This window comes from Paenibacillus sp. RC21 (genome assembly GCF_044907935.1).
Taxonomy (GTDB): Bacteria; Bacillota; Bacilli; order Paenibacillales; family Paenibacillaceae; genus Paenibacillus; species Paenibacillus terrae_A.
This window is the reverse complement of the sequence record NZ_JBIYCS010000003.1, coordinates 476,847-489,477: the sequence shown is the minus strand read 5'-3', so window position 1 is coordinate 489,477 and position 12,631 is coordinate 476,847. Positions and strand designations below refer to the sequence as shown.

The 12,631-nt window shown below is 47.9% G+C and carries 10 protein-coding genes; 4 read left to right on the top strand and 6 right to left on the bottom strand.

Translation table 11 applies throughout. The features are described 5' to 3' along the window. Positions 1 to 430: 430 nt before the first annotated feature. Positions 431 to 1,654 carry a quaternary amine ABC transporter ATP-binding protein gene (locus tag ABIA61_RS11990; protein WP_404580780.1) on the top strand — a complete coding sequence of 408 codons (1,224 nt, stop codon included), beginning with the start codon at positions 431 to 433 and terminating at the stop codon, positions 1,652 to 1,654. Further along, positions 1,629 to 4,217, top strand: a complete 2,589-nt coding sequence (locus ABIA61_RS11985) for a glycine betaine ABC transporter substrate-binding protein (RefSeq protein WP_404519861.1) — start codon at positions 1,629 to 1,631, stop codon at positions 4,215 to 4,217. Before ABIA61_RS11990 ends, ABIA61_RS11985 begins: the two co-directional genes overlap by 26 nt. A 103-nt stretch (positions 4,218 to 4,320) precedes the next feature. On the opposite strand, the gene ABIA61_RS11980 is transcribed toward ABIA61_RS11985, so the two are convergent. The 6 genes from ABIA61_RS11980 to ABIA61_RS11955 all read right to left on the bottom strand — a co-directional run bounded on the left by ABIA61_RS11980 (position 4,321) and on the right by ABIA61_RS11955 (position 11,058). Then, positions 4,321 to 5,544, bottom strand: coding sequence for an ABC transporter permease (locus ABIA61_RS11980; protein WP_283655037.1), 1,224 nt, complete (start codon positions 5,542 to 5,544; stop codon positions 4,321 to 4,323). A 1-nt stretch (position 5,545) separates the two neighbouring features. After that, the gene (locus tag ABIA61_RS11975) at positions 5,546 to 6,910 is read right to left on the bottom strand and encodes an HlyD family secretion protein (RefSeq protein WP_404580779.1); all 1,365 of its coding nucleotides are present in this window, start codon (positions 6,908 to 6,910) and stop codon (positions 5,546 to 5,548) included. Positions 6,911 to 6,930: 20 nt separating this feature from the next. After that, on the bottom strand, positions 6,931 to 7,518 hold the full coding sequence (locus ABIA61_RS11970; RefSeq protein WP_283655035.1) for a TetR/AcrR family transcriptional regulator: 588 nt from the start codon (positions 7,516 to 7,518) through the stop codon (positions 6,931 to 6,933). Positions 7,519 to 7,784: 266 nt separating this feature from the next. Next, positions 7,785 to 9,152: an ABC transporter substrate-binding protein gene (locus ABIA61_RS11965; protein WP_404580778.1), complete on the bottom strand. Its 1,368-nt coding sequence runs from the start codon at positions 9,150 to 9,152 to the stop codon at positions 7,785 to 7,787. 122 nt (positions 9,153 to 9,274) lie between these two features. Next, positions 9,275 to 10,096 carry a carbohydrate ABC transporter permease gene (locus ABIA61_RS11960; protein ID WP_404580777.1) on the bottom strand — a complete coding sequence of 274 codons (822 nt, stop codon included), beginning with the start codon at positions 10,094 to 10,096 and terminating at the stop codon, positions 9,275 to 9,277. Next, the gene (locus tag ABIA61_RS11955; protein WP_404580776.1) at positions 10,093 to 11,058 is read right to left on the bottom strand and encodes a carbohydrate ABC transporter permease; all 966 of its coding nucleotides are present in this window, start codon (positions 11,056 to 11,058) and stop codon (positions 10,093 to 10,095) included. The genes ABIA61_RS11960 and ABIA61_RS11955 overlap by 4 nt, the downstream gene beginning before the upstream one ends. Positions 11,059 to 11,251: 193 nt before the next feature. On the opposite strand from ABIA61_RS11955, the gene ABIA61_RS11950 reads away from it, so the two are divergent. Together ABIA61_RS11950 and ABIA61_RS11945 are read left to right on the top strand one after the other, a co-directional pair. Continuing rightward, entirely contained in the window at positions 11,252 to 11,572 is a 321-nt protein-coding gene (locus ABIA61_RS11950) for a hypothetical protein (RefSeq protein ID WP_283655031.1), read from the top strand. A 216-nt stretch (positions 11,573 to 11,788) separates the two neighbouring features. Then, entirely contained in the window at positions 11,789 to 12,571 is a 783-nt protein-coding gene (locus tag ABIA61_RS11945; RefSeq protein ID WP_404519854.1) for a polysaccharide deacetylase family protein, read from the top strand. The last annotated feature ends 60 nt before the right edge of the window (positions 12,572 to 12,631 follow it).

Below are 12,631 nucleotides of genomic sequence, written 5' to 3'. Positions count from 1 at the left end.
GAAATGTTTCAATTAAAAATGAAATGTTTCAAAAACAAAGCTTCTGTCTATATTACAACAGCATGGGTCGTTCAAAATCACAATTCGCAAAATTGCTAATGATAGTAAACTTTTAAAATTATGGATATACATAAATCTTTTGCTTATGGTTATATTTCATTGTCTATTTTAAAAAAAGAGCTATCGGTTGTAAAGTTCCGGATGTTTGAGCATTCTAAAGAACGAAGGAGCATATGGCAGGAAACTTTGTACAGTTTTTTCTGTACGTACTTTATGAACAGTTTTTTTGTTTGAAAAGTAAGCAATGCTTCTGTTACAATTAATTTTGTCATTAACCGTTCAGGATGTTCAAAATATTGATTTTTATACTCGATCCTTAATGCAACACGGGGTTAATACCAAGCAAAGTATAGAAAGAAGAGGTGTATGTATGACGATTTTGGAAGTCAAAAATGTCAGCAAACTCTTTGGTCCTCACGCAGAGCAAGGTGTTCCGCTCCTGGAGCAAGGCTGGGGCAAGGAAAGGCTGGCCAAAGAAAAACAAATTACCGTTGGTGTCAACAAGGCCAACATGGAAATTAAGCAAGGTGAAATTTTCGTTATTATGGGTCTTTCGGGCAGTGGCAAGTCCACTTTAGTGCGAATGCTAAATCGCTTGATTGAGCCTACCTCCGGTGAAATTCTGGTCCACGGCAAGGATCTCCGTAAGATGAACAAAGAACAACTCCGCGAAGTTCGCCGTAAAACCATTAGTATGGTTTTTCAAAAATTCGCCCTGTTCCCACATCGGACTGTATTGGAAAATGTAGAATACGGCCTTGAAATACAAAAGGTAGAAAAAACGAAACGCCAGGAAAAAGCACAGCAAGCGCTGGAACTGGTTGGTCTTAAAAACTGGGGCGATAAAATGCCCGATGAACTGAGTGGCGGTATGCAGCAACGTGTCGGTCTGGCACGGGCGTTGGCTAATGACCCTGAAGTGCTTCTGATGGATGAAGCATTCAGCGCACTGGACCCCCTCATTCGCCGTGACATGCAGGATGAGCTGCTGGAGCTTCAAGATAAAATGAAGAAAACGATTGTGTTTATCACCCATGACCTGGATGAAGCGCTACGGATCGGTGACCGGATTGCATTGATGCGGGACGGATCGGTCGTGCAGATCGGTACACCGGAAGAAATTATGATCCAACCGGCTAACTCTTATGTAGCCCGCTTCGTCGAGGATGTGGATCTGTCCAAAGTATTGACGGCTGCTCATGTTATGCTTCGTCCAGAAACGATCACAATGGATCGCGGTCCACGTGTTGCTCTGGAATTGATGCGCGAACGCGGGATTTCCAATCTGTTCGTCATTGACCGTACCAAGAAGCTGTTGGGCGTTATCAATGCTGAAGATGCTGTCCATGCACTGCGCAATAATTTGAAGATTGAAGATATTCTCATGACGGACGGACCGAAAGTTGCTGCGGAAACGGTCATTAATGATTTGTTCGAAATTACAAGCTCGTCCAAGGTCCCTCTGGCTGTGGTCGATGACAAACAGAAGCTGTTGGGTGTTATCGTCCGTGGAGCTTTGCTGGGCGCACTTGGCGGAGATGTAACCACCACGAAGGAGGTGAATGCCCTTGATTCCGAAACTGCCAATCGCTGAGTGGATTCAAAGCATTGTAGACTGGATGGGTATTCATCTGGCTGGATTGTTTAATGTTATCTCTTCTGTTATTGAAGCTGTTGTAGGCTTTTTCTCCGGCCTGTTCATGCTTCCGCACCCTCTGGTGTTCATCGTGATCATCGGGATTATCGCGTTTATGATCGGTCGGGTTCAGCTTACGCTGTTTACCGTCATCGGCTTCCTGCTAATTGACAATCTCGGCTATTGGAACGAAACGATGAATACGCTCGGACTGGTCATCACATCCGCACTCGTATCCATTGTCATCGGGATTCCGATCGGGATCTGGTGTGCATACAGCAAAACGGCGTCACGCATTATTACGCCTTTGCTTGATTTTATGCAGACGATGCCCGCGTTCGTCTACTTGCTCCCTGCGGTTACCTTTTTCAGCCTTGGTGTTGTACCAGGCGTTATCGCATCTGTTATTTTCGCAATCCCGCCAACCATTCGAATGACGAATTTGGGGATTATGCAAGTGTCGGGTGAATTGGTCGAAGCCTCTGACGCATTCGGTTCAACCTCGGCGCAAAAGCTGTTCAAAGTACAGCTTCCACTGGCTATGCCAACCTTGATGGCTGGTATTAATCAGACGATTATGCTCTCACTGTCTATGGTCGTTATTGCTTCCATGATCGGTGCGGAAGGTATCGGTGCCGTTGTATACCGTGCCGTGACACAGCTGCAAATTGGTAAAGGTTTTGAAGCCGGATTGGCTGTCGTTGTTCTGGCTATCGTGCTTGACCGTTTCACGCAGAACCTGTTCAAACCAGCGAAAAGAGGTAAAAGTCGCATATCTACCAAACAAAAGGTATGGATTACCTCTGCGGTTACGGCTGTCATTCTGATCGCTGGCGCATCGCAATATTTTGTTGGATCGAATCCTTCTGCATCTGGCAAAGGAAACGCTGCTGCCAACCCGGTTGGCGAAGAAGTCGGTTACAAGATTATTGGAATTGATGCCGGGGCAGGGATTATGAAATCAACTGCCAAGGCGTTAAAAGACTACAATTTGTCCGACTGGAAGCTGGTAGAAGGTTCCGGTGCAGCCATGACTGCAACACTGGACAAAGCCATAAAAGCGAAAAAACCGATCATTATTACAGGTTGGACGCCGCACTGGATGTTCAACAAATATGATCTCAAATATTTGGAAGACCCTAAAAAATCTTATGGCGAGGCCGAGGGTATTCATACGATTGCCCGTAAAGGGCTGCAACAGGACGCCCCTATCGCTTACGAGTTTCTGAAACGGTTCAAATGGACACCGGAAGATATGGGTGAAATGATGGTTGCTATTCAAGGCGGAACCAGTCCTGAGCAAGCTGCCAAGGATTGGGCTGAGAAGCATGCCGATAAGGTGCAGGAATGGACCCAAGGACTGCAACCTGTCAATGGTGACACCTTCAAGCTCAGTTATGTGGCTTGGGATTCTGAAATTGCCAGCACGAATTTGCTGAAATATATTTTGGAAAACAAATTGGGCTACAAAGTAACCGCGTTGCAAGTTGAAGCAGGTCCAATGTGGACGGGTGTCGCCAGTGGTGATGTGGATGCTTCTCCGGCTGCATGGCTGCCACTGACACATGCGGATTACTGGGCTAAATACAAGGATAAGCTTGATGATCTGGGCGCTAATATGACGGGTGTCAAAACGGGCTTGGTCGTGCCAGCTTATATGAATGTCAAATCTATTACTGATTTGCAAGGCAATGGAGCCGCTCCGGCTTCTGCCGCTGCTGGGGACTTTGGCAAGGAGGTCGGATACCGTATTGTTGGTACCGACCCCGGTGCCGGTCTCATGAAGCTGACTGCCAAAGCTATGAAGGAATACAACTTGTCTGACTGGAAGCTGCTTGAAAGCTCCGGGGCTGCTATGACAGCTACACTGGATAAGGCGATCAAAGCCAAGCAGCCCATCGTTGTAACAGGCTGGACCCCTCACTGGATGTTTAACAAGTATGATTTAAAATACTTGAAGGACCCTAAGAAGGCTTATGGTGATAAGGAAGAAATCCATACAATTGCCCGCAAAGGCTTGAAACAGGATGCACCTGTTGCTTATGAATTTCTGAGCCGCTTCAAGTGGACTGCCGAGGATATGGGTGAAGTGATGATCGCCATTCAGGACGGTAACTCCCCACAGCAGGCCGCCAAAAACTGGGCCGATAAGCATCCAGATAAGGTGCAGGAATGGATTAAGGGCTTGCAGCCTGTCCATGGCGATCCTTTGAAGCTGAGCTACGCTGCCTGGGATTCTGAAATTGCCAGCACGAATGTATTGAAATATGTATTGGAGCAAAATTTGGGTTACAAAGTGACTGCCCTTCAGGTAGAGATTGGCCCTATGTGGACAGGCGTTGCAGGCGGGAGTGTGGATGCTACCGCTGCTGCCTGGCTTCCACTGACGCATGCGGATTACTGGGCAAAATACAAGGATCAGGTGGACGACATTGGAACCAGCATGACCGGCGTTATGTCCGGACTCGTAGTTCCATCCTACGTACCCATTGATTCTATTGAAGACTTAAAAACGCAATAATAATTCATTCAACGAATACGATATACACTTAAAACCAAAAGGCAGATCAGGAGTAAAACCTGATCTGCCTTTTTAATATGCGTATTTAGTTACTCTTAGCCTTTTAGCCTTTAAGTGTAACTCCCTCTTGCGTTGATATATCGGCATGCTGGTCTGCCGTCTGACGCTGTCTAAAGAATAGCGGATAGATCGCGAAGGACACCAGCAGACTTACACAGCCAATAACGCCCAGCGCAATCGTATCCTTGAAGACATACGTGATATCCAGCCCTTTGAGGGTGATGTTCCGTACAGCATCCAGGTAATACGTTAGTGGCAATATTTCGGCAAGTCCCCGCAAGAAGCCGGGCATCGCTTCCAGCGGCCACGTATAGCCTGACAGCATAAAGGAAGGAACGGCAATCAACATGAGGGTTTGGGTCGCATCCACTCTTGTCTTGGAAAAGAGACTGAACAGGAACCCTAAACCGCACAAGGCAAAGTTAAAGGCCAGCGACACCATAATCAGCGGCAGCACCTGCCCCCTGAACGGGATATCAAAGCATAGGGCGCTAATACTGAATACAGTCAGCACATTGAAGGCTCCCGCCACATAATACGGTGTCAGCTTGGCAATCGCGAGTCGCCAGGGGGTATTTTTCCATGCGGCAAATCTCCCCCAAGTCCCTGCTTCCTTATCCCGCGTACAGGACAAAGCAATACCGAGCAGCAAACACTGCTGGAGAGCGGCAGAAATGACCCCCAGCGGCATGAACAGCTTGTAATCATATACCGGGTTGAACAGCACTCTGGACCGGAACGGGATGGTACTCAGCGTTGATGCCGCCTGATCGGCGTTCATTCCCTTTTGCTTCATGGAATTGACCGAAACCCCGGCGCTCACGCTACTGATGACCTGATTTGCGATCCGGCTGGCGCTGTTGGAATACATCATGTTACTGCCGTCAATCAGGGTCAGCACAGGCGGGTTCTCCCCATGCTTAAGCCGGGTGGTGAAATTGTCGGGAATGACGATGCCTACCTTCGCTTCCCCGGTTTCCACCTGACGGACAACATCCTCCTGATTGGTGGCCTGCCGTGTAACGGCAAACGAATCTGTCGCATCGAACGCCTGAATGATCTGGCGACTGAGCTGAGAATTATCTCCATCATATACCGTGACAGGCATCTCGGTAATCCGCTGATGAGAATACAGGAAGCCGAACAAGATGGTATACACAATCGGTGTAATCAGCAGAATAGCCATAAAGCGTCGATCCCGGAAGATGCTCAGCCATTCCTCACGAAATACATCGCGGATACGAATTCTTTCCTGTTGATCCTGCATATTACTGCGCCCCTTTGCCTGTAAACAGAACCGTGGAGCCTGTCGGAACCGAAGCAGCAAGATCCGGCAAAGCTATTTTAACGCCAAAGGAACGGACATCCTTATCACCGGAGCTTTGACTCGGTTTTTGAATAGCGAAGTCGGCAGCCGATTCCAGCAAGATGACTTTACCTTTCAGCTCCTTGCCGCCCGACAGCAGTTTAACTTGTACAGTATCCCCTGCCTGAAGACCATTCAAAGACGTTTCCGGCACATAGAATTTAGCCCAACGCTGAGTCGAAGTTTCAATCGTATAGACCGGGAAGCCTGCGCTGGCCATTTCACCCAAGCTGAGCGATTTGGATTTCACAATGCCGTCCTCGGATGCACGCAACGTGGTGTAGCTCAAGTAGGTCTGAGCTTCCTGAAGGGCAGCTTCTGCCTGGGCTACCTGTGCGTTGGCACCTGCAACCGCCGACTGTGCCTGCTCTACCGTGGATTGCGCCGCCTTCACAGCAGATTGCGCCTGTTCTACCGAAGCCTGCGCGGCTTTGACATCCTCCTGCTGCAAAGTAACCTTGCCTGCTCCTGCCTGTGCTTCCTTCACCGCAGCCAATGCCTGACGGTATTGTGCTTCAGCCGCCGTAATTTCTTCCTTGCGGCTTCCCTCGCGTACCATATTCAGTTGCTGGAATGCTGAATTGTACTTGGCTTCCGCCTGTTGATGGTCCAGCGTCGCTTGATCCAGTGAGGCTTGGGTTGCTGCCCCGGCTTCTTGAAGCTTTTTGGCACGCTCCAGATTTTTAGTGGTCAAATCCAGCGTTTCCTTGGCAGCCTTCACACTCACTTGTGCTTGCTCCAGCTCTTGCGGTCTTGCGCCGCTCTTGAGGGCATCCAGCTTCGCTTTGGCCGCAGCCGCAGCCGCTTGTGCCTGTTCGATCTGACTGGAGGAAGCCTGTGCAGTCACGCCCACTGCTGTGGTGCCCTGGCTCTTTTTGGCCTGAGCTGCACTCACGGTAGCCTGTGCCTGCCCCACTCCCGCTTGAGCCTGCAATACGCCAGCCTTCGCTTTGGACACATTACTCTGGGCTGCCAGCAATGCCGCCTGTGCCTGTTTCACCTTGTCTTCCAGCTCACGGCTTTCCAGATGGGCTAACACCTGCCCTTTTTTCACCTTGTCGCCCTCATTGACGAGCATCTGATCAATACGTCCCGCCATCTTAAAGCTGGCATTGAGCGTATCCGATTCTACATAAGCTGTTGGAATGGAAGAGGACTGATCCGCAGACAAGCTACTCCCCCCCCTTTGAAAAGCGGTCAAAGCATAAATCCCTATAGCGATTAAAACAATAAGTACGGCGTAAATCGTATATTTTTTAGCTTTCATGTTCTCATCACTCCATCTGTCTATTTATGATGCATACCCAGCGCATTACAAACAAAAATTTCAATACTCTCCCGAACTACCTGCAAGTTCATCGTTTCGCCCCAAACCATGGATCGCATCGGTGCAAAAATGTAAATACCAAATAAGCAATTTGCCGTCGTTTTCGCATCCAGCTTACTCGAAATTTTCCCGTAAAACTTACCAGAGTCGATCTCCGCTTCCATAAAATCAAAATAGTCAGCCAATACCTGCCTGATATTAAAATGCTGCTCCTGCGAAACCCATCCCTTGCTAACTAGCAAACGACAAAAATCCGGCTCTCTTCCAATAAACTCAACGTGTACTTGAATCAGCTTGTGAATCCTCGTTTCTACCTGATCCTTCGGAACCTGAGACATGGTTTCACGGATATCCTGAACAAAGCGCTCCATCCCCATCTTCAAAATATAAATGTACAGATCTTGTTTATTTTTGAAGTTGTAATAAAGGGTCCCTTTAGCAATGCCGCATACCTTGGCGATTTCCTCCATATTGGTTTCATTGAAGCCACGTTCGGAAAAAGCCTTAAGCGCACCGTTAAAAATAATTTCCTTCGTCTGGTTTTTCATGCTTCCTCCTTTTTGAACTGACCGTCCAGTACAAAAATATGTATTCATTATAAGCCCATTTTTAGTTATCCAGCAATAGGAAATGTACAAAATAAACAATTTTAGACAGTTCGTCTAAACGGACGTTCTAAAAACGGGAGAATTCAGACATACAAAAAACAGACCGAACAAGTGAGGGGGTCACTTATTCGGTCCGTTATTTTATAAAAGCGGCTGGTAAAGGGGTCGCGTATTAAGTTTACCAGCCGCTTTTAAGGGAAGGCCGATTATTTTTTTACCGTTTGATTGTATTGCGCAATTTTGCCTGTAATCTCTTGTGCGGCTTGATCCAACGCCTGTTTTGGCTGTTGCTGTCCGCTCAAGACGGCCTCGATTGCACCCTCTACGATTTGACGCGCTTCCGGGAATACGCCCATCACTGCGCCTTGTGTAGCCGTGGATTGCGCCGATGCGTGCAATTGGTCAACAGCAGTTTGGAATTGCGGGTATTTCACCATATTGTCCTTAAGTACCTGCTCGTTATAAGCTGCTTTGGTGATCGGGAAGTACCCCGTATTCACGCTCCATTGTGCCTGTACAGCCGGGGAAGCAACGAATTTAATGAACTCCCACGCTGCCTTTTGCTGGGCTTCAGGCTTGTTGTTCATGATGTACAAGCTCGCGCCGCCTACAACCACACCGCCTTCTTTCGCTTCGTTCGCTCTTGGCAGAAAGCCAGTGCCTACCTCGAATTTATCGCCAACCTGCTCCACAATATTACGCAGCGAAGCGGTGGAATCCAGTGTCATGGCAATTTGTCCTGCGGAAAAAGCTTTGGCAGTATCATCGGAGTTACGTCCCAGATTGGATACAACCTTTTCGTCGATCATTTTCTTCCACCAAGTCAGGGTTTTCACACCTGCATCCGAATTCAGCAGCGATTCCGTTGCTGCCTGATTGCGTCCGTTGCCATTATTCACATAATCCGCATTCTGATTAGCAAACAACTGCTCCATAAACCAGCCATAGATAGCGATGGAGGCACCGGATTTCCCGTCCTTGCTCAAGGCTTTGGCAGCCTTTTCGAATTCATCATATGTTTTTGGAGGATTAGCCGGATCAAGTCCCGCCGCTTTAAAAGCATCCTTGTTATAGTACAAGATTGGATTCGATGTATTAAATGGCATTGCATTCAGCTTACCGTCAATGGTGTAATACCGCGTAATATTGGGCTCAAGCTGCGAAAGATCGAACTTGTCTGCATCAATAAATTGTTGTACAGGAGTAATCATCTTGGAGTCAATCATGAATTTACTGCCGATTTCATACACCTGAATGATGTCCGGGCCGCTATCGGAACCCAGCGACGCTTTTAGCTTGTTCAAGCTGTCATCATATTTACCTTGGTATACCGGCTCTACCTGAATGTCCTTGTGGCTGGCGTTAAAGTCTGCGGCGATTTGCTTGATTGCTTTCTCACCGTTACCGGACATGGAATGCCACCAAGTCAGCTTCACCGGAGAACCTGCTGCTGCTCCCGCATCACTACCGTTGCTTGGCTTCTCAGCCGCCGTGTTATTGCTACAACCTGCTGCAACAACGATTGCAGTGAGGATAAGCAAGGTCAAAGCACTTTTCAGACGAAAAAATCTCATAATCTCTCTTCTCTCCCTTTGATTAAATGATTCTCGCATACAGATTTTCTTGCAATATTCTTTGGTGATAAAGCACTGTATATAGGCTGCTTGCGCAGGTGTTACTGTACTTGTGGGCTTGTTTAGCCTTTAAGCGCACCCGCTGCCATCCCGCGTACCAACTGCTTCAGACCAAAGATCAGCAGAAGCAGAGACGGTAAAATGACAAGGGCCGTACCCGCGAACACAAGATTCCATGAGGTGGATTCCTGAAATTCGAGCATGGAAATTCCGATCTGTACCGTACGCATATTCTCGCTGTTCGTGATCAACAACGGCCACAGGTACGAATTGTACATATTCAGGAACGAATACACAGCCAATGTTCCGAGCGCCGGGCGCGATAGCGGAAGCACATGGAACAGGAAGTAACGAACATGTCCGCACCCGTCCATACGAGCCGCCTCGAACAATTCCTTGGGAAGCTGGAGAAAAAATTGCCGCAGCAGGAACGTTCCGAATGCCGTCGCCAGAAACGGAACTGTCAGCCCTTGATAGGTATCCAGCCAATTCCAGCTACGTACGGTCAGATAGTTCGGAATAATGGTCACTTCCCACGGAATCATCATGGTAGCGACAAACATGCTGAATATGAAGTTCTTCCCCTTGAATTCCATTTTGGCAAAGGCATATGCCGCCAAGCTGGCTGTAATCAACTGACCGATCATCGTCAGCCCCGAAATGAGAAAGGTGTTACCGATGAATGCAGCAATCGGAACGATTTCAAACACCTCGGTAAAATTGGCCATATGAAAGGAATGCGGGAAAAAGCTCGGTGGATAGGCGCTTGCTTCCTCCGGCGACATAACAGCCATAAAAAATGTATAAATGACCGGATATAAAATCAAAGCAGCCGCAATCGTAAGCAGCACATACACGAGTGTTGAACTAAGATGTCGTTTCATTGGTAATGCACCTTCCTTTCCACCCATTTGAACTGGATCATCGTAAGCAACAGGATGACGACAAACAGTACAATTGCCTGTGCGCTGCCCGTTCCGAATCGGAAATTAACGAAGGCTTCCTGATAAATGGAATACACGAACACATTCGTGCTGTTCACCGGACCGCCCTTGGTCAAAATGTTAATTTGGGCAAAGGACTGGAAAGCTCCAATGATGGATACTACGGTTACAAAGAAAATCGTTGGCGACAGCAGCGGCATGGAAATACGCCAAAACGTCACCAGCGGGCCTGCCCCGTCCATTTTGGCACTCTCATACATGTCATCTGGAATCCCTTGAAGTCCGCTTGATAAAATAATGTAATTAAAGCCGAGATTCATCCAGATGGTCATGATCGCTACGGAAAACAACGCCCAATCCGGGCTGGTCAGCCACGGAACCGGATTGATATGTAGCAGGGAAAGCACGTAGTTAAACATCCCCAGAGTCGGATGAAAAAGAAATTTCCAAATGACCGCAGATGAGCCGACCGACAGCACCATCGGCAGCGAAAAAGCGAACTGGAAAATACGCATCCCCCGCAGCTTGCTATGTGTAAGTGCAGCCAGCACCAGCGCCAGTAAAATGCCTACAGGCACCGTCAGCAGCGCAAACAGGAGCGTAACCTTGATTCCTTGCAGGAATTGACCCGAGCTGAAAAGTGTAGCAAAGTTGTCTAACCCAACATAAGCTGCAACATTTCCTGCGGGATCTGTGGAGTGTAAGCTGAGATAAACCGACTTGATCATCGGGTAAAACATAAATACAGCAAACAAAATGAGCGATGGAGCCAAAAACGTATACGCCAGCGCGTTTTCGCGCAGTCTCTGAATTTTTAGCGAACCCGTGCGTACGCGGGCCTTAGACGAAGTCTGTTGCTGGCTCCTCGTCCCGAGTCCCATAGATTTGTTAAGCTCACCCAAAACGGAGCGCCCCTTTCTTTTCAAACCAACCTCAGTAAGTGTATCGTTTCGATGTAAAGGGAACATCAAGTGGGTTGGAGCATAATGTTAATGTTTCATGCCTTTGTAAAACCTGTCTCATCTGGGTAGCTGCACAATGGCACAGACTCCTGCATACGATACATCATTATATGAGTATGGAGGTGAGAGGCGAATGCCGTACAACACTGTCAATCCGCAAACCTTATATCAGGCCAGACCGGAATTTCAGACAGAACTCAAAAGGGTCCGCGATCATCTGCATCACCAGTTGGGTCCTTACGTCAATCACACCGTCCGGGTTCAAACAATGGATCATCATGTGTATGAAGGAAGGATTGTCCACATCGACGCGGATCACTTGTATCTGAGAGTTCCTCAGCCGCACCACACGCCCCCCCCAGGCACCCCCACTCCCTATCGTTCCTATGCCTACAGAGACGTCATTCTGCCGCTGGTGCTGTACAATCTGCTGGTGGTGACACTGCTGAGCTAACGCTCGATCCATTCAGTCACAAAACAAAAAACCTCCAATTTCGTGAACAGCCGACCATCGGCATATTACGAAGCTGGAGGTTTTTACGTATTTATTTTACATTTTGGACAGGAATTTAACTGAATTAGAAGCAGATAAATTTTGGGAACGAGGAATGGTATGTGCTCCTTCTTGGCAAGCTAATGTGAGAAAACGTCAGAACGGAGAAGAAGCCTAATGAAATATAACCGATTACTGTCTGCAAGTATCGTTGTTTCGTTGTTCTGTGCCAGCTTTTGCGCCACACCCTATACCGAGGCCGCCTCGTATGCCTCCCCTGCACCAACAAAGGGTAGAGCCTATTATGAAGAACGTGGCGACATTGTATGGGAAGTTCCTACCCAGCGCAAGGTAATTGCCCTCACATTCGACGACGGACCGGATGAAAGCAAAACGCCCGCCATTCTGGATTTACTCAAGCAATATGACGCCAAAGCGACCTTCTTTGTCGTCGGCAGCCGTGTAGAAAAACTCCCTGACATTGTTAAACGGGAACGAAAAGAAGGCCATGAGGTTGGCAACCATACTTTCCATCATCCATCCTTCCATAATATTTCCCGTAACAAAGCTCTGTCTGAAATGGATCAGGGCCAAGCCAGCATCGTTCAAGCAACAGGGGTTGAAACCCATCTTTTCCGTCCACCGGGTGGTTCCTATACCGACTCGCTCGTCAAACTATCTAAAGAAAAAGGGCTTAAATTAATTTTATGGTCCTGGCATCAGGACACCCTGGATTGGCGGAAGCCCGGTGTACACCGGATCGCCAATAAGGTACTTCGTAATGCTCGCAATGGCGATATCGTCCTCATGCACGATTATGTATATAAAAGTACACAAACCGTTGAAGCCCTCAAAATCATTTTACCTGAGCTGAAAAAAAGAGGCTTTACCTTCGTCACCGTATCCGAACTGCTTGCCAATCGTGAGACTCCTGAAGGACTTATTGAGGTGAATAAGTAAAGAGTTGGAAAGTTCCGATCCAATCCTTTCCTTTGAAATCATTGGCTACATAAAACGTTC

Coding starts and splice junctions, on each gene's coding strand:
- ABIA61_RS11990 (WP_404580780.1), top strand. CDS start 431: ATGACGATTTTGGAAGTCAAAAATGTCAGCAAACTCTTTGGTCCTCAC.
- ABIA61_RS11980 (WP_283655037.1), bottom strand. CDS start 5,544: ATGCAGGATCAACAGGAAAGAATTCGTATCCGCGATGTATTTCGTGAG.
- ABIA61_RS11975 (WP_404580779.1), bottom strand. CDS start 6,910: ATGAAAGCTAAAAAATATACGATTTACGCCGTACTTATTGTTTTAATC.
- ABIA61_RS11970 (WP_283655035.1), bottom strand. CDS start 7,518: ATGAAAAACCAGACGAAGGAAATTATTTTTAACGGTGCGCTTAAGGCT.
- ABIA61_RS11965 (WP_404580778.1), bottom strand. CDS start 9,152: ATGAGATTTTTTCGTCTGAAAAGTGCTTTGACCTTGCTTATCCTCACT.
- ABIA61_RS11960 (WP_404580777.1), bottom strand. CDS start 10,096: ATGAAACGACATCTTAGTTCAACACTCGTGTATGTGCTGCTTACGATT.
- ABIA61_RS11950 (WP_283655031.1), top strand. CDS start 11,252: ATGCCGTACAACACTGTCAATCCGCAAACCTTATATCAGGCCAGACCG.
- ABIA61_RS11945 (WP_404519854.1), top strand. CDS start 11,789: ATGAAATATAACCGATTACTGTCTGCAAGTATCGTTGTTTCGTTGTTC.